Below are 17,040 nucleotides of genomic sequence, written 5' to 3'. Positions count from 1 at the left end.
CACTGATGGATATCGGGATGATTCGAGGCCTGGGTACCGTCGTGGTCCTGGTGGCTTTCGTCGGTCTGGCCCTGTGGGTGTTCAGCCCGCATCGCAAGAAAGACTTCGAAGAAGCCACTCGGTTGCCGTTCGCGGATGACCCCGAGGCGATCAGGCACGTCGAGCAAGCAAAAGCTGCTGGGAGCAAAAAAGAATGACAACCTTCTGGAGTCTGTACGTCACCGTCCTGACCCTGGGCACCATCTTCGCATTGACCTGGTTGCTGCTGTCGACCCGCAAGGGCCAGCGCGAAGAGGTCACCGACGAAACCGTAGGGCATTCCTTCGACGGCATCGAGGAGTACGACAATCCACTGCCGCAGTGGTGGTTCTGGCTGTTCGTCGGCACCATCGTGTTCGCCCTCGGCTACCTGGTGCTGTACCCGGGCCTGGGCAACTGGAAAGGCGTGCTGCCGGGCTATACCTACCTGGATAACGAGAAGCAGACCGAGTTCAGCAACGGCCAGCCCGGCTGGACCGGCGTGCACGAATGGGAAAAGGAAATGGCCAAGGCCGACGCCCGCTTCGGGCCGATCTTCGCCAAGTTCGCCGCCATGCCCATCGAGGAAGTGGCCAAGGACCCGCAAGCACTGAAGATGGGCGCGCGCCTGTTCGCCTCCAACTGCTCGGTGTGCCACGGCTCCGACGCCAAGGGTGCCTACGGTTTCCCCAACCTGACCGACAGCGACTGGCGCTGGGGCGGCGAGCCGCAAACCATCAAGACCACCATCATGAACGGTCGCCACGGGGTGATGCCGGCCTGGGCCGAGGTGATTGGCGAGCAAGGCGTGGCCGATGTCGCCGCCTTCGTGCTGACCAACCTCGATGGCCGCACACTGCCCGACGGGGTCAAGGCCGACCCCGTCGCGGGGCAGAAACTGTTCGCTGCTAACTGCGTGGCCTGCCACGGCCCCGAAGGCAAGGGCACCCCGGCCATGGGCGCACCTGACCTGACCCATCCACGCGCGTTCATCTACGGTTCGAGCTTCGCCCAGTTGCAGCAGACCATTCGCTATGGTCGCCAAGGACAGATGCCGGCCCAGGCCGAGATTCAGGGCAACGACAAGGTGCACCTGCTGGCCGCGTATGTGTACAGCCTGTCGCACCAGGAGCAGCCCGAAACGGCTCAGTCCGGGCAGTAACCTGTACCACCCCTCGCGGGAAACCCCGCTCCTGCACGAGTTGCGCGAACCCTGCAGGAACGGGCTTGCCCGCGAAAGGACCACGACAGGCAACACGAACCACCGCTTCAATGACCTGGATCAATTGACACTCGCCATAACATGATTCAATCCATGACCCAACGCGACTAAATGTCGCAGTGAAGCCCTACCCTGCCATCAGCGGCGTATCATGGGCCGCAGAGCGCCAGAAGACGCGCACGACCGTGACCGGCACGCACTGGTCTCGGCACCCCTCCACTGCCGTGGGACTCTATGATGAGCAAGCAGATTCCGGTACATGACGTCACCCCGCCTGCCAACAAGGGCAAGGACTCGGTCGACCTGTACGCCTCGCGCGAGAAAATCTACACCCGCGCCTTCACCGGCGTGTTCCGCCAGCTGCGCATGGTCGGCGGCGCGGTGCTTTTTCTGCTGTACTTCGGCACCGTGTGGCTGAACTGGGGCGGCCACCAGGCGGTGTGGTGGAACCTGCCCGAGCGCAAGTTCTACATCTTCGGCGCCACCATCTGGCCCCAGGACTTCATTCTGCTCTCGGGCATCCTCATCGTCGCGGCCTTCGGCCTGTTCTTCATCACCGTATTCGCCGGCCGCGTGTGGTGCGGCTACACCTGCCCGCAGAGCGTGTGGACCTGGGTATTCATGTGGTGCGAAAAAGTCACCGAAGGCGACCGCAACCAACGCATGAAGCTCGACAAGGCACCGATGAGCGCCAACAAGCTGCTGCGCAAGAGCACCAAGCACCTGATGTGGCTGCTGGTGGGCTTCGTCACCGGCCTGACCTTCGTCGGCTACTTCTCGCCGATCCGCGAGCTGGTCATCGAGTTCTTCACCGGCGATGCCGATGGCTGGGCCTATTTCTGGGTCGGCTTCTTCACCCTGGCCACCTACGGCAACGCCGGCTGGCTGCGCGAACAGGTGTGCATCTACATGTGCCCATACGCACGCTTCCAGAGCGTTATGTTCGACAAGGACACCCTGATCGTTTCCTACGACCCGCGTCGCGGCGAGGCCCGCGGCCCGCGCAAGAAAGACGCCGACTACAAGGCACAGGGCCTGGGCGACTGCATCGACTGCACGATGTGCGTGCAGGTCTGCCCCACCGGCATCGACATCCGCGACGGCCTGCAGGTCGAGTGCATTGGCTGCGCGGCGTGCATCGACGCCTGCGACAACATCATGGACAAGATGGACTACCCCAAAGGCCTGATCAGCTACACCACCGAGCACAACCTGTCGGGGCAGAAAACCCACCTGCTGCGCCCACGCCTGATCGGCTACGCCGTCGTGCTGCTGGTGATGATCGGCCTGCTCGCCACCGCCTTCGCCACCCGCTCGCTGGTTGGCTTCGACGTCAGCAAGGACCGCGTACTGTACCGCGAGAATGCCCAGGGGCGGATCGAGAACGTCTACAGCCTGAAGGTCATGAACAAGGACCAGCGCGACCACGTCTACGTGCTCGACGCCACCGGCCTGCCGGGCCTGCAGTTGGAAGGCCGTCGCGAGGTCCGCGTGGCCGCCGGCGACATCGTCAGCCTGCCGGTGCAACTCTCGGTAGCCCCCGAACAGTTGCCCTCGACCACCAACGAAATCACCTTCACCCTCAAGGACGCCGACGACAGCGCCACCGAGGTAGAAGCCAAGAGCCGCTTCATCGGCCCACTGATCCGCTGAGAGAGACTTTCGAACATGTCCACTGCCACCGCCACCGACCCTTGGTACAAGCACCGCTGGCCCTGGTTCATCATCGGCATCCTCACCACCTCGGTGTGCCTGAGCCTGACCATGGTGAGCATCGCCGTGCGCAACCCGGTCAACCTGGTCAACGACAATTACTATGAGGCCGGCAAAGGTATCAACCGCGCGCTGGACCGCGAACTGCTGGCCCAGACCCTGAACCTGAAAGCCAGCGTTCACCTCGACGAACTGACCGGCGAAGTCGAGCTGAACCTTAGCGGTGACAGCGCGCCGGCTACCCTGGAGCTGAACCTGATCTCGCCGACCCAACCGGAAAGGGACCGCAAGGTGCAGCTGGCCCGCACCGACAGCGGCCGCTACGTCGGCCAGCTCGACGACAAAGTCGAGGGCCGACGTTTCGTCGAGCTGCTGGGCAGCCAGGAAGGCCATGTATGGCGCCTGTTCGAGGAAGAAAAGGTTGCCCATGGCGTGACCCTGGAGCTGGGTGACGAGGCCTTGCAGGGTGCCGAGCACCACGAATAGAAAACACCATCGCGCCCTGTAGGAACGGGCCTGCCCGCGAAGGCGTCACACCGGACAACAGCATTGCCTGATTGATCGCCTTCGCGGGCAAGCCCGTTCATACAGGGTTGCTGCAGATTCGCCGACATGTGCAAGGCAATGATTCGATGACCCACCCCACCCCCTGCTACCACTGCGACCTGCCCGTCCCTGCTGGTAGCCGCTTCAGCGCCGTGGTCCTGGGCGAGCCCCGGCAGTTCTGCTGCCCCGGCTGCCAGGCGGTGGCCGAGTCGATCGTCGCCGGCGGACTGGCCCACTACTACCAGCACCGCAGCCAGAGCAGCGCTAACCCCGAGGCCCTGCCGCGCCAGTTGCAGGACGAACTGGCCCTGTTCGACCGCAACGACGTGCAGCAAGGCTTCGTGCGCCACCAGGGCGAGCTGGCCGAAGCCACCCTGCTGGTCGAAGGCATCACCTGCGCCGCCTGCGGCTGGCTGATCGAGAAGCACCTGCGCAACCTGCCGGGGGTTGCCGAGGCGCGCCTGAACCTTTCCAACCACCGCCTGCTGCTGAGCTGGGATGACCAGCAACTGCCGCTGTCGCGACTGCTGGCCGAACTACGCCAGGTCGGCTATGCCGCCCACCCTTATCAACCCGACCAGGCCGCCGAACAATTGGCCCGGGAAAACCGCAGCGCCCTGCGCCGCCTGGGCGTGGCGGGCCTGTTGTGGTTCCAGGCGATGATGGCGACCATGGCCACCTGGCCGGAATTCAACATCGACCTGTCCGCCGAGCTGCACACCATCCTGCGCTGGGTCGCACTGTTCCTCACCACCCCCATCGTGTTCTACAGCTGCGCGCCGTTCTTCAAGGGCGCAGCCCGCGACCTGCGCACCCGCCACCTGACCATGGACCTCTCGGTGTCGCTGGCCATCAGCCTGGCCTATGGCGCCGGCATCTGGACCGCCATCACCGGCAGCGGCGAGCTGTACTTCGACACCGTCGGCATGTTCGCCCTGTTCCTGCTTACCGGGCGCTACCTCGAGCGTCGCGCCCGCGAACGCACTGCCACGGCGACCGCGCAGCTGGTCAACCTGCTGCCGGCCTCGTGCCTGCGCCTGGACGCGAACGGCGCCAGCGAGCGCATCCTGCTGGGCGAACTGCAATGCGGGGATCGTGTGCAAGTATTGCCCGGTGCGGTGATCCCGGCCGACGGACGCATTGTCGAAGGCCGCTCCAGCGTCGACGAATCGCTGCTCACCGGCGAATACCTGCCCCAGGCGCGACGGGCCGGCGAGCGGGTCACCGGCGGCACCCTGAATGTAGAGAGCAGCCTGGTGGTGGAGGTCGAGGCGCTGGGCCAGGACTCGCGCCTGAGCGCCATCGTGCGCCTGCTGGAGCGGGCGCAGTCGGAAAAACCGCGGTTGGCGGAAATCGCCGACCGCGCCTCGCAGTGGTTCCTGTCGTTCACCTTGCTGGCGGCAGCGGGCATCGGCCTGTGGTGGTGGCACCTGGACGCCGAGCGGGCGTTCTGGATCGTCCTGGCCATGCTGGTCGCCACCTGCCCGTGCGCCCTCTCGCTGGCCACCCCCACCGCACTCACCGCCGCCACCGGCACCCTGCACAAGCTCGGCCTGCTGATCACCCGTGGCCACGTGCTCGAGGGCCTGGAGCAGATCGACACAGTGATCTTCGACAAGACCGGCACCCTTACCGAAGGCCGCTTGGCACTACGCAACATTCGCCCGCTGGGCACCCTCAGCGCCGACCGCTGCCTGGCCCTGGCCGCTGCCCTGGAGAACCGCTCGGAACACCCCATCGCCCGCGCCTTCGGCCGCAGCACCCGGCCTGCCGATGACGTACAAGCCGTGCCGGGCCTGGGCCTGGAAGGCGAGCTCGACGGGCAGCGCCTGCGCATCGGCCAGGCCACCTTCGTCTGCGCCCTCAGCGGCGCCGAAGTGCCCAGCGTGCCGGAGCCACGCGGCCAGTGGCTGCTGCTCGGCGACCGCCAGGGCCCGCTGGCCTGGTTCAGCCTGGACGACCGCCTGCGCGAGGATGCCGCCGACCTCGTGGCGACGTGCAAGGCCCGTGGCTGGCAGACCCTGCTACTGTCGGGCGACAGCTCGCCGATGGTCGGCGAAGTGGCCAAGCAACTGGGCATGGACCAGGCCGTCGGCGGGCTGCGCCCGGACGACAAGCTGGCCCGGCTCAAGGCCTTGCAGGCCGAGGGTCGCAAGGTGCTGATGCTGGGCGATGGGGTCAACGATGTGCCGGTGCTGGCTGCGGCCGACATCAGCATCGCCATGGGCTCGGCCACCGACCTTGCCAAGACCAGCGCCGACGCCGTGCTGCTGTCCAACCGCCTGCAAGCCTTGGTGCAAGCATTCGAGCTGGCCCGCCGTACGCGGCGCAACATCGTCGAGAACCTGCTGTGGGCAACGCTGTACAATGGCCTCATGCTGCCGTTCGCCGCCCTCGGCTGGATCACCCCGGTCTGGGCGGCGGTCGGCATGTCGGTCAGTTCGCTGATCGTGGTGCTCAACGCCCTGCGCCTGACCCGGCTGCCAGGCGCCACGCCCCCGACCAGCCGCCTGCAACCCGCCACGGCCTGAACAGGACACCGCCATGCCTGCCCTCTACGTGATGATCCCCGCCGCCCTGCTGCTGGTCGGCGTGGCGGTGTACATCTTCTTCTGGGCCGTGGACAGCGGCCAGTACGACGACCTCGACGGCCCTGCCCACAGCATCCTGTTCGACGACCAGGACCCCCGCCACCAGGCCGCCGTAAAGGACGACCCAGCAACCCCCGAAGACCCCAAGGACCCGCCCAGCCGTGCCTGACCTGCTTCCCCTGCTCGGTTCGGCACTGGTACTCGGCCTGCTCGGCGGCGGCCACTGCCTGGGCATGTGCGGCGGCCTGATGGGCGCGCTGACCCTGGCCATCCCCCCCGAACACCGCGCCCGGCGCCTGCGCCTGCTGCTGGCCTACAACCTGGGGCGTATCCTCAGCTACGCCAGCGCCGGCCTGCTGCTGGGCCTGGCCGGCTGGGCCGTGGCCAGCAGCCCGGCGGCGCAGGTACTGCGGGTGCTTGCCGCGCTGCTGCTGGTCGCCATGGGCTTGTACCTGGCCGGCTGGTGGAGCGGCCTGACCCGCATCGAGGCCTTGGGGCGCGGGCTGTGGCGGCATGTCCAGCCGGTCGCTGCAAGGCTGTTGCCGGTCTCCAGCCTGCCTCGCGCCTTGTTGCTCGGCGCGCTGTGGGGCTGGCTGCCGTGCGGGCTGGTGTACAGCACCCTGCTTTGGGCCGCGAGCCAGGGCAATGCCGCCCACAGTGCGGCGCTGATGCTGGCCTTCGGCGTGGGCACCTGGCCGGTACTGCTGGCCACTGGGCTGGCGGCAGAGCGGGTCAATGCCGTGCTGCGTCGGCGCAGCGTGCGCGTGGCAGGGGGCTTGCTGGTGATGCTGTTCGGTTTGTGGACGCTACCTGGCCCGCACCAGCACTGGCTGATGGGCCATTGAGCCACACGCCGCAAGCCTGATGCAGGTCAACACACCCCTGCCCGCACGCCCCTAGACTCCGGACACTGACGCCTTTTCCGGGGACCACCATGCTCGACGACCTATGTTGGGACACCGACCTGATCCGTCGCTACGATCTGGCCGGCCCGCGCTACACCTCCTACCCGACCGCCGTGCAACTGCACAGCGACGTGGGCTCGTTCGACCTGCTCCACGCCCTGCGCGAAAGCCGCCGCGCCACCCGGCCGCTGTCGCTGTACCTGCACGTGCCGTTCTGCGCCAACATCTGCTATTACTGCGCCTGCAACAAAGTCATCACCAAGGACCGCGGCCGTGCCCAGCCCTACCTGCAACGCCTGGAGCAGGAGATCCAGCTGATCGCCTGCCACCTCGACGCCAAGCAGCGCGTCGAGCAACTGCACTTCGGTGGCGGCACCCCGACCTTTCTTAGCCACGTGGAACTGCGCGCGCTGATGGCCTGCCTGCGCCAGCACTTCACCCTGCTCGACGACGACTCCGGCGACTACGGCATCGAGCTGGACCCGCGCGAGGCCGACTGGTCGACCATGGGCCTGCTGCGCGAGCTGGGCTTCAACCGCGTCAGCCTTGGCGTGCAGGACCTCGACCCTGCCGTGCAACGGGCGGTCAACCGCCTGCAAAGCCTGGAGCAGACCCGCGCCCTGGTGGAGGCCGCGCGTACCCTGCAGTTTCGCTCGGTCAACCTGGACCTGATCTACGGCCTGCCACGCCAGACCCCGGAAGGTTTCGCACGCACCGTCGAAGAGGTCATCCGCCTGCAACCCGACCGCCTGTCGGTGTTCAACTACGCGCACCTGCCCGAGCGTTTCATGCCCCAGCGGCGCATCGATGCCAACGAGCTACCCGCCCCCGCCACCAAGCTGGAAATGCTGCACAACACCATCGAGCAACTGACAGCTGCCGGCTACCGCTACATCGGCATGGACCACTTCGCCCTGCCCGACGACGAACTGGCCATCGCCCAGGAGGAAGGTACCCTGCAGCGCAACTTCCAGGGCTACACCACCCACGGGCATTGCGACCTGATTGGCCTGGGCGTCTCGGCGATCAGCCAGGTGGGCGATCTCTACTGCCAGAACAGCAGCGACCTGAACAGCTACCAGGAGCTGCTGGCCAGCGCGCAACTGGCCACCCAGCGCGGCTTGCTGTGCACCGCCGACGACCATGTGCGACGGGCCGTGATCCAGCAGCTGATCTGCCATTTCGAACTGGACATCGAGGCTGTCGAGCAAGCCTTCAACCTCGATTTTCGCGCCTACTTCAAGGCGCAATGGCCGCAACTGCAGGCCATGCAACGTGACGGCCTGCTGCGCCTGGACGAGCGGCGCATCGAGGTACTGCCGGCCGGACGCCTGCTGGTGCGTTCGGTGTGCATGGTGTTCGACGCCTACCTCGACCTGCACGAGCGCCAGCGTTTCTCCCGGGTGATCTGACCCGGGGAGCCAGTGCAACACAGGGACAGCCCTTTTGCCGGGCACACTATGGACAGTTGTAACGGCCGTTTCGGTATGCACGAACTGGCCTACCCCCCATGTCGTGGGTTACCCTTACGTCTTATGTGTGTTTCCCACAAGGATTGAAAAAATGTCCGAGCCAGTCAAACTGCGCCCCCACAACCAGGCCCACTGCAAGGATTGCAGCCTGGCTCCCCTGTGCCTGCCCTTGTCCCTGAACCTGGAAGACATGGATGCACTGGATGAGATCGTCAAGCGCGGCCGCCCGCTGAAGAAGGGCGAGTTCCTGTTCCGCCAGGGTGACAATTTCGGCTCGGTCTACGCGGTGCGCTCCGGGGCCCTGAAAACCTTCAGCCTGAGCGATGCCGGCGAAGAACAGATCACCGGTTTCCACCTGCCCAGCGAGCTGGTCGGGTTGTCGGGCATGGACACCGAGGCCTACCCGGTGTCGGCCCAGGCCCAGGAAACCACCTCGGTGTGCGAAATTCCCTTCGAGCGCCTGGACGAGCTGTCGGTACAGTTGCCTCAGTTGCGTCGCCAGCTGATGCGGGTGATGAGCCGCGAGATCCGCGACGACCAGCAGATGATGCTGCTGCTGTCGAAGAAGACCGCCGACGAACGCATCGCCACCTTCCTGGTAAACCTCTCTGCGCGTTTCCGCGCCCGTGGCTACTCGGCCAACCAGTTCCGCCTGAGCATGTCGCGCAATGAAATCGGCAACTACCTGGGCCTGGCGGTCGAAACCGTGTCACGGGTGTTCACCCGCTTCCAGCAGAACGGCCTGCTCAAGGCCGAGGGCAAGGAAGTGCACATTCTCGACCCTATCCAGCTGTGCGCCCTGGCGGGCGGCGCGATGGAAGCCTGAAGAGCGCGCGACGAGCGGGTATACTGGGGGCTTGGTTTTCCAGGATACCCGCCTCATGCACAGTGACACCTTCGACCTCAAAGCCCTGATCCGCCCGGTAGTGGATTTCCCCAAGCCAGGCGTGATCTTTCGTGACATCACCCCGTTGTTCCAGTCGCCGCGCGGTTTGCGCTACGTGGCCGACCAGTTCATCGAGCGTTATGTCGAGGCCGATTTCAGCCACATCGGCGCGATGGACGCACGCGGCTTCCTGATCGGCTCGATCATTGCCCACCAGTTGAACAAGCCACTGATCCTGTTCCGCAAGCAGGGCAAGCTGCCGGCCGACGTGCTGTCGGAAGGCTACCAGACCGAATATGGCGAGGCGTTCCTGGAAGTGCACGCCGACAGCCTCTGCGACGGCGACTCGGTGCTGATCTTCGACGACCTGATCGCCACCGGCGGCACCCTGCTGGCAGCCGCCAACCTGGTGCGGCGCACCGGTGCCCAGGTGTTCGAAGCGGCGGCAATCATCGACCTGCCGGAGCTGGAAGGCTCGCGTCGTCTGCAGGCAGCGGGCGTGCCGACCTTCTGCCTGACCGAGTTTTCCCTGAGCGAGTATTGAGTTGAACGCTTTGTTGTAGGTATGGGAGCTTGTATCGTCGGGGCCTCATTGTGCGCCGCTGCACTCGCCAACTCCTACACCGAGTTGTTTATTGCACTTACCCTACTAGGCTTTGGCTACAGTACCGCCCAACCGGGGGGAAGCAAGTCGGTCTCCAAATGGTTCGAAAACGGCCAGCTAGGCTTTGCGATGGGCATTCGACAAGCCGCGCTACCTCTCGGTTCTTTGCTTATGGGTGGTATGGACCTTGGGTGGCTTACATTGCGCAGACCGCTCCCCCTGATCGCCAGGGTTTGCACTGGGAATAGCAATGACAGCCAACCAGGTTTCGGCAGTGTTGGTACCTCCGATTATTGGTCTATCGCAAGATAGCCTCGGCACCTTCACCTATGGCTGGGTAGCGCTGGCGATTGTTTCCGCTCTTGTCCTGTTTACCACCGCACGTGGAATCGAGCGGTAACGTTTAAATAAGGCTATAGGGAAATCGGCCGACGCCCGGCAAAAGCGTGAGCCAAGGTACCGCCATCCACCAGTTCCAACTCCCCCCCCAGCGGCACGCCATGGGCAATGCGTGATGCCGTCAAGCCTTTCTCCGCCAGCAACTGCGCGATGTAGTGCGCCGTCGCCTCGCCTTCCACCGTCGGGTTGGTGGCCAGGATCACCTCGGTGAAGCTGCCCTGCTCCTCGATCCGCGCCATCAGTTGCGGAATGCCGATCGCCTCCGGGCCCAGCCCATCCAGCGGCGACAGGTGCCCCTTGAGCACGAAGTAACGGCCCCGGTAGCCGGTCTGCTCCACCGCATACACATCCATCGGCCCTTCGACCACGCATAGTTGAGTGTCGTCGCGGCGCGGGTCGGCGCATTGCGGGCACAGCTCCTGCTCGGTCAGGGTGCGGCACTGGCGGCAGTGGCCAACCCCTTCCATGGCCTGGCTCAGGGCCTGGGCCAGGCGCAGGCCGCCGCTGCGGTCGCGCTCGAGCAGTTGCAGGGCCATGCGCTGGGCGGTTTTCTGGCCGACGCCCGGCAAAGTGCGCAGGGCGTCGATCAGTTGGCGGATCAGGGGGCTGAAACTCATGTATGCAGGCCTGTCATTTCAGGAAACAGAACGAACAAGGGAGCAACGACCGCAGGGTCGTTGCTCCCCAATGTACAGCGAGTGGCCGATCAGAACGGCATCTTGAAGCCCGGTGGCAGCTGCATGCCAGCGGTCATGCCGCCCATTTTCTCCTGGCTGCTCTGCTCGACCTTGCGCACCGCGTCGTTCAACGCTGCGGCGATCAGGTCCTCGAGCACTTCCTTGTCGTCCGCGTCGGTCGACATCAGGCTCTGGTCGATGCTGACGCGCTTGACGTCATGACGACCGGTCATCACCACGCTGACCAGGCCGCCACCGGACTGGCCGGTGACTTCCGCATTGGCCAGCTCTTCCTGCATCTTGGCCATTTTTTCCTGCATCTGCTGGGCCTGCTTCATCAGGCCGGCCATGCCACCTTTCATCATGGGTGTATACCTCGATTTGGCTCATGTGCTGCGGCCGGCGCAGGGCCGGGCGCATGGTTATCCGTTCACTGCCCCGGCGCGGCCAGGGCGGTCTCTACCGGTTCAATACTATCGTGTCGCACGGTTGCGCCGAACTGGCGAACCATCTGCTGGATCAACGGGTCCTGCTCGATCGACACCTCGGCCTCGCGCTGGCGCTCGGCACGCTTGCGCGCAGCGCCCTGGGCCGGCGTTTCCTGCTCGGGGCGAATCAGTTCGATGGTCAACCGCAGGGTCCGCCCCAGGTGCTGGTTAAGCGCATCGTTCAGGCGGCGCTGCTGGGTGGCGTTGAACAGCGCGCCTTGCCCTGGATCCAGGTGCAGCAGCCAGTCGTCGCCGTCGGCGGAAATCAGCGTACAGTTTGCGGCGATGTTGCCTGTCATACCGGAGACAGGCAACTGTGGGAATAATTCCAGCCATTGCAATGCCAGCCCGGTCGCGGGCTTGGCGGCAGGCAAGGGGTCGTGGGCAGGCGCAGGCTCGGCCTCGTGCACGTGCTCGGCCAACTCGTCGAGGTAGCTGAACCCTGCAGGGTCGGCTTCCGGGGCGTAGTAGTCCTCGTCTGGCGCATCGTCGTCGCGCTCCATGCCGACGGAGCCATAGGCGGACGGGTCGAACGGTGGCTCGTCGTAGTCCGGCATGTCGTCGCGGGCCTCTGGCGTCGGCGCGGGCGCAGCGGCTTCCACCACAGGCACTGCGACGACTGGCGCGGCGGGCTCTTCCCAAGGCAGGTCGGTGACCTCTTCCACCACCGGCAGCGGCTCAGGCTCGGGGGCAACGACGACAGGGTCGGGCTCAGGTTCAGGTTGCGGCGCAGGCACTTCGGCCACCACCTCGGCTACAGGCTCGACAGGCGTGGCCGCAACGGTTGGCGCCACAGGCGTCGCCGCTGCCACCGGCCTGGCAGGATCAGCTGTGGCCTGGCTGATCCCCACCGGCTTTAGTACCGGTTTCGGTGCATCGTCGCTGTCGGCCGGGCGGAACGCCAGCATGCGCAACAGGACCATCTCGAAACCGCCACGCGGGTCTGGCGCCAGTGGCAGGTCGCGTCGGCCAATCAGGCCCATCTGGTAGTAGAACTGCACATCCTCGGCGGGCAGCGCCGAGGCCAGGGCCAGCACTCGCTCGCGGTCACCCTGGCCGTTGTCCACCGCTTCCGGCAAGGCCTGGGCGATGGCCACGCGGTGCAGCACGTTGAGCATCTCGGACAGCACGCCGTTCCAGTCCGGCCCCTGCTCGGCCAGGTCGCGCACGGCCGCCAGCAGCGCCCGCGCGTCACCCTCGAGCAGCGCCTGCAGCACGCCATACACCTGGCCGTGATCGAGCGTGCCGAGCATTGCACGTACATCGGCGGCCAGCACCTTGCCCTCGCCGAAGGCAATGGCCTGGTCGGTCAGGCTCATGGCATCGCGCATCGAGCCATCGGCGGCGCGGCCCAGCAGCCACAGGGCGTCTTCCTCGAACGGCACGTTCTCGGCGCCGAGCACGTGGCTCAGGTGCTCGACCACCCGCTCCGGGCTCATGTTCTTCAGCGAGAACTGCAAGCAGCGCGACAGGATGGTGGCCGGCAGTTTCTGCGGGTCGGTGGTGGCGAGGATGAACTTGACGTAGGGCGGCGGCTCTTCCAGCGTCTTGAGCAAGGCGTTGAACGAGTGGGTGGAGAGCATGTGCACTTCGTCGATCAGGTAGACCTTGAAGCGCCCGCGGCTGGGAGCGTACTGCACGTTGTCGAGCAGTTCGCGGGTGTCCTCGACCTTGGTGCGGCTGGCGGCGTCGATCTCGATCAGGTCGACGAAACGCCCCTCGTCGATCTCCCGGCACACCGAGCAGGTGCCGCAAGGCGTGGAGGTGATACCTGTTTCACAGTTAAGGCATTTGGCTATGATTCGCGCGATGGTAGTCTTGCCGACCCCGCGGGTGCCGGTAAACAGGTACGCATGATGCAAGCGCTGGTTGTCCAGGGCGTTGATCAAAGCCTTGAGCACATGGGTCTGGCCGACCATCTCGCGGAACGAGCGCGGGCGCCATTTTCGTGCAAGAACCTGATAACTCATCAAAAAACCATCGCAGCCTGATCGAGCGGAAGATCGCTAATGCTAGCGGAGCGGGGGGGAAATTGCACCCTGCACCGCTTGGCTAAGCTGAACGTCGGGTGCGTTGGAAGCTTTCTAGGAGGGCCGTGGTGCGCCGACTGCTCGCAATCCTGTTGTTATGGACCAGCCACAGCCTGGCGCAGCAGCCTGTGCTGCGCTTTTCCGTGGCCGAGAGCTGGAGCATGCCGTTGATGCGTACCGAAGCCGGAGTGCCGGTCGAGGGCATCGTCTTCGACCTGCTCGAAGCCCTGGCCCGCGAGGCCGGCGTCACACCGCAGTACCACGTCATGGCCCGCCTGCGCCTGGAGCAGGCGATGGTAGATGGCACCATCGATGTGCGCTGCTACGTGTCCACCAGCTGGCTCAACAATCGGCCAGGAGACTTTATCTGGAGCGTGCCGCTAATCCGCCAGCGCGACCTGCTGGTGGGGCGCCCTGGAGAAAGCGCCTTCGGCGTACGCGAGGCCACGCCACAAGCGGTCGGCACGGTGTTGGGCTACACCTACCCCACCCTGGCGCCACTGCTGTCCAGCGGGCAATTGCGCCGCGAAGACAGCCGCAGCCAGGAACTGGCGTTGCAGAAGCTGCAGGCCGGTCGCTATAGGCTGGCAGTCAGCAACCAGCTGTCTCTGCAATGGTTCAACCGCCAACTGCCGCAGGCCAAGCGCCTACGCCCGTTGCAGGTGCTGGAAGAGCAGGACCTGGGCTGCATGGTGCGCAACGACCCGGCGATTCCGGCCCAGGGGGTGCTGCGCGCGCTATTGAGGATGAAGCAGTCTGGCGAAGTGGATCGCATCATCGAGCGCTACGCCGAGCCCAGCGGCACGTCCAATCAGTAGCCGTGAGACTCGCGGAATTTCTGGCCCTTGTGAAACGCCACCCACTCCTCCACGTCATACGGCAGGTACAACCGCTGTCGCGCCCGTGACAGGGCGATGTACACCGCACACACCCGGCTGTCGAATTCGTAGGCGTCCTTGAACTTGCCCAGGCTCATCAGCTCGGGGGTAAGCAGCACCTGGTCGAACTCCATCCCGCCCGCTTCTTCGGCGCGCATCAGCAACAAGCTGCCGGACTGGCTGGATAGGCGCGCGGTGATGCTGTTGAGGTCAGCGACCTTGAAGCCATCCTGCAACTTCGCCTCAACCCACAGGAACGCTTCGTCGAAGCGGTTGGCCTCCCGGACCTGCCGCCAGTCGACGGTATGGGCGAAGTACGGGTGCGCCTCCTGCCCGGCCTCGCCCACTCCATAGAAATCGGCGCGGTACAACTGCACCACAGTGGCCATGAAGCACTGCATGTCGGCGTTGTCGGCAAAGCCGAAGCCACAGCCGCTGCCAGCCAGTTGCAAGGCCCACTTCATCGCATCCCAGGGCGACGCGGCGAGCACCACGCAGCCGGGCGGAGGGAGGAAATCCTGGGGATAGAACTCGATGCCGACATCTACGCTGCCAACGCCTTCGAAGGCCAGCTTGGAGTGCTGCGAGTGCACGCCGATCAGCGGGTTGATCAGGCGCTCCACCTGCGGTCCGCAGCGCACCGACAAGGCGATGTCGCGTTGGCGCACGCTGCGCTGGCGGCGCAGTACCGGTCCTTTGGCGCGCTGGTACTCGTCGCCGAGGGTCACCAGCACCTGGCGGCCACGCTCGATGATCTGCAGCAGCGGCCCCGGCATGTCCTGGCTTTCGTCGACGATGACGTGGCTGATATGCGCCGGCACGCTGCAACCAGCCAGGGCAGCACGCTTGAGCAGCAGTAGCGCCGGGAAACCGGTGTGCCGGTGCCAGCCGGGGTTGGCCTGCAGCCAGGTCCACAGGCGGCTGGCGTATTCGAGCAGCACCTGGGCGTCGAGCCGCGCCAGAGGTTGTTCGAAATGCGGCAGGTGGCGGTCCGACAGGCTGTAGTCGCGCGACTCGCAATAGCTGGCCAACAGTTCCAGACAGATATCCAGGGTCTTCTCGGCGCCATATTGGCGGAACCCCAGGATGCCCAATTCCTCGGCCACCGCACGCTTGCCAGGCAAACGCGGTGAGGGCTTATGTGGCTGACGACCTGGCCCGGCGAGCAGTTCCTGGGCCAAAGCGCCGAAGGTCTTGCCCACCTTTCCCGCGCCACCGCCCATGCGCTTGCGCAGGGTTTCGAGCTTGGCTGGCGTACGCGCCAGGGGCAGTACGCGGCCCTTGGGCAGGCTGTCCATCAACGCGCCCAGCAGGTAGCTCTTGCCGATGCCCGCGTAGCCCTGCACGTGCAGGTCTTCGTCAGGGTTGGCGCGCAGCACGCGCAGCAGCTTGTCCTGCTCGCGGGTCAGCCAGCGCTCCTTGTCGAAGCGGGTTTGTGTCTGCTGGGTGAAGGGGTTGTCGGCGTGGTGGCGGCGCACCCGGTATTGCATGTCCCAGGTGCCATCGGCCAGCAGGTAATCGCCCTTGGCCAGCGCCTCGGCGCTGAGCAGTTGCAGGCGCGAGCCCTTGATGACCTCGAGGCCGAAGTACAGCTTGCGGGCGTCGAACAGGCGCTGCGCCTCGTCGCTTAGGCTGCCGGTCGCCGCCCAGGCCAGCAACTTGGCCAGCACCTTTTCGGCCGCGCCGGGGTCGAGCACCTGTTCGCGGGCATGGGCGAGGTTCTGGATTACCAGCACGGCAGCCAGTTGCGCGTTGTCCAGGGTATCGAGCAGGGTCGCGTCGTCGAGCAGTGCCTGGCAGGTTTCGGCGGTAACCGGGAGGTAGACGGGGCTGGTGAAGTCGTAGTGTTCAGGCTGCATGATGGCGCATCAAGGCTGCGGGTCGTTGGATTCGAGCTCAAAGGCGTAGGCGCCCAGGCTGCCGGACATACCGCCTGGGTAGACGCGCTTGCCCTGCCCTTGCGCCTGGGCGTCGGTGGCCAATGCGCCATCGAGTTCGTGCAGGGCCATTTCCAGCAGCTTGCGCAGGTCCTGGGCGTTGCGGGCCGAGAGACTCAGGCGGAAATCCAGGCCGTCGGCCGGAGCTTCTGCTTCGACGGGGGCCGAGGTGGCTTCTTCGAGAATGCGTTCGTGCTCCTCTTCCATCTCGTCGAGCACCCGCGACAGCTCCAGCACGCGTTCGGGCTGGGAGGCCATCTGGTCCTTGATTTCCAAGCGGCGCAGCTGCCATTCGCGGATACGTTGTCGGGTTTGCTCGTCAACCGGTTCCACGGTGGCGGTCTCCTGGCCTGAAGGGGTGGGCGGATAGGCTGCATGATAAGCCGCTGCGCTGATAAATGCGCAGGTCAATGACCAGACGGAGGGGAGAAAAAGGTTTGGCGGACGCCAGAAATGGAGGCGGCCCCACCAGCCACACCCCGGCACTCGATGTTCCCGCTATGGCTGCTCCCTTCCGGGCCTGACCAGGTTGACGGGTAATCAATGCGGGGGGACCGATGGGGCCACCATAACGCAGCTCGTCAGGTGACGAGCCGCGCCATTGTACAGCGACGGGGCGAAGTTACAACCTTTGGGTGAGAAAAAACCATCATTTCTCAAGGACTTGTCTAGCT

17 protein-coding genes and 1 other RNA gene are annotated in these 17,040 nt (G+C 65.3%); 12 read left to right on the top strand and 6 right to left on the bottom strand.

The genetic code is table 11. The annotated features are described in order from the left end of the window. The first annotated feature begins 5 nt into the window (after nt 1–5). The 11 genes from RAC97_RS08590 to RAC97_RS08540 all read left to right on the top strand — a co-directional run bounded on the left by RAC97_RS08590 (nt 6) and on the right by RAC97_RS08540 (nt 10,269). Nucleotides 6–197, top strand: coding sequence for a cbb3-type cytochrome oxidase subunit 3 (locus RAC97_RS08590; protein WP_375101635.1), 192 nt, complete (start codon nt 6–8; stop codon nt 195–197). Then, the gene (gene ccoP / locus RAC97_RS08585) at nt 194–1,180 is read left to right on the top strand and encodes a cytochrome-c oxidase, cbb3-type subunit III (RefSeq protein WP_375101636.1); all 987 of its coding nucleotides are present in this window, start codon (nt 194–196) and stop codon (nt 1,178–1,180) included. The genes RAC97_RS08590 and ccoP overlap by 4 nt, the downstream gene beginning before the upstream one ends. Before the next feature lie 297 nt (nt 1,181–1,477). Further along, nucleotides 1,478–2,893: a cytochrome c oxidase accessory protein CcoG gene (gene ccoG, locus RAC97_RS08580; RefSeq protein WP_375101637.1), complete on the top strand. Its 1,416-nt coding sequence runs from the start codon at nt 1,478–1,480 to the stop codon at nt 2,891–2,893. A gap of 15 nt (nt 2,894–2,908) precedes the next feature. Continuing rightward, complete coding sequence (locus tag RAC97_RS08575) at nt 2,909–3,439, top strand: FixH family protein (protein ID WP_375101638.1); 531 nt, start codon at nt 2,909–2,911, stop codon at nt 3,437–3,439. 146 nt (nt 3,440–3,585) lie between these two features. Beyond that, a complete protein-coding gene (locus RAC97_RS08570; RefSeq protein ID WP_375101639.1) occupies nt 3,586–6,030 on the top strand; it encodes a heavy metal translocating P-type ATPase in 2,445 nt (814 codons plus the stop codon). Between the two features lie 13 nt (nt 6,031–6,043). Further along, nucleotides 6,044–6,259 (top strand): cbb3-type cytochrome oxidase assembly protein CcoS, encoded by a 216-nt coding sequence (gene ccoS, locus RAC97_RS08565; protein WP_375101640.1) that lies wholly within the window; start codon nt 6,044–6,046, stop codon nt 6,257–6,259. Then, entirely contained in the window at nt 6,252–6,935 is a 684-nt protein-coding gene (locus tag RAC97_RS08560) for a sulfite exporter TauE/SafE family protein (RefSeq protein WP_375101641.1), read from the top strand. Before ccoS ends, RAC97_RS08560 begins: the two co-directional genes overlap by 8 nt. Before the next feature lie 89 nt (nt 6,936–7,024). Next, nucleotides 7,025–8,407, top strand: a complete 1,383-nt coding sequence (gene hemN, locus RAC97_RS08555) for an oxygen-independent coproporphyrinogen III oxidase (protein ID WP_375101642.1) — start codon at nt 7,025–7,027, stop codon at nt 8,405–8,407. Nucleotides 8,408–8,558: 151 nt separating this feature from the next. Continuing rightward, entirely contained in the window at nt 8,559–9,293 is a 735-nt protein-coding gene (fnrA, locus tag RAC97_RS08550) for a Crp/Fnr family transcriptional regulator FnrA (RefSeq protein WP_110991794.1), read from the top strand. 55 nt (nt 9,294–9,348) lie between these two features. Then, complete coding sequence (locus RAC97_RS08545) at nt 9,349–9,897, top strand: adenine phosphoribosyltransferase (protein WP_050706580.1); 549 nt, start codon at nt 9,349–9,351, stop codon at nt 9,895–9,897. Nucleotides 9,898–9,918: 21 nt separating this feature from the next. After that, nucleotides 9,919–10,269 (top strand): MFS transporter, encoded by a 351-nt coding sequence (locus RAC97_RS08540; RefSeq protein ID WP_375101643.1) that lies wholly within the window; start codon nt 9,919–9,921, stop codon nt 10,267–10,269. 101 nt (nt 10,270–10,370) lie between these two features. On the opposite strand, the gene recR is transcribed toward RAC97_RS08540, so the two are convergent. The 3 genes from recR to dnaX form a co-directional block, all read right to left on the bottom strand. Continuing rightward, complete coding sequence (gene recR, locus RAC97_RS08535; protein WP_375101644.1) at nt 10,371–10,973, bottom strand: recombination mediator RecR; 603 nt, start codon at nt 10,971–10,973, stop codon at nt 10,371–10,373. A gap of 89 nt (nt 10,974–11,062) precedes the next feature. After that, a complete protein-coding gene (locus tag RAC97_RS08530) occupies nt 11,063–11,398 on the bottom strand; it encodes a YbaB/EbfC family nucleoid-associated protein (protein WP_375101645.1) in 336 nt (111 codons plus the stop codon). A 65-nt stretch (nt 11,399–11,463) separates the two neighbouring features. After that, the gene (gene dnaX / locus RAC97_RS08525) at nt 11,464–13,491 is read right to left on the bottom strand and encodes a DNA polymerase III subunit gamma/tau (RefSeq protein WP_375101646.1); all 2,028 of its coding nucleotides are present in this window, start codon (nt 13,489–13,491) and stop codon (nt 11,464–11,466) included. A 128-nt stretch (nt 13,492–13,619) separates the two neighbouring features. On the opposite strand from dnaX, the gene RAC97_RS08520 reads away from it, so the two are divergent. Beyond that, nucleotides 13,620–14,369 carry a substrate-binding periplasmic protein gene (locus RAC97_RS08520; protein ID WP_375101647.1) on the top strand — a complete coding sequence of 250 codons (750 nt, stop codon included), beginning with the start codon at nt 13,620–13,622 and terminating at the stop codon, nt 14,367–14,369. Here RAC97_RS08520 and RAC97_RS08515 read toward each other — a convergent pair. The 3 genes from RAC97_RS08515 to ffs all read right to left on the bottom strand — a co-directional run bounded on the left by RAC97_RS08515 (nt 14,363) and on the right by ffs (nt 16,926). Beyond that, nucleotides 14,363–16,288: a hypothetical protein gene (locus RAC97_RS08515; RefSeq protein WP_375101648.1), complete on the bottom strand. Its 1,926-nt coding sequence runs from the start codon at nt 16,286–16,288 to the stop codon at nt 14,363–14,365. The two genes, RAC97_RS08520 and RAC97_RS08515, sit on opposite strands and share 7 nt — an antisense overlap. A gap of 9 nt (nt 16,289–16,297) precedes the next feature. Further along, nucleotides 16,298–16,699, bottom strand: coding sequence for a hypothetical protein (locus RAC97_RS08510; protein ID WP_375101649.1), 402 nt, complete (start codon nt 16,697–16,699; stop codon nt 16,298–16,300). A 130-nt stretch (nt 16,700–16,829) separates the two neighbouring features. Next, nucleotides 16,830–16,926: signal recognition particle sRNA small type (gene ffs, locus RAC97_RS08505), an RNA gene on the bottom strand. Between the last annotated feature and the right edge of the window lie 114 nt (nt 16,927–17,040).

The organism is Pseudomonas sp. LS_2, assembly GCF_042709235.1.
GTDB lineage: Bacteria > Pseudomonadota > Gammaproteobacteria > Pseudomonadales > Pseudomonadaceae > Aquipseudomonas.
Note: the sequence above shows the minus strand (reverse complement) of the source record. Positions and strands in the feature narration are given on the sequence as shown.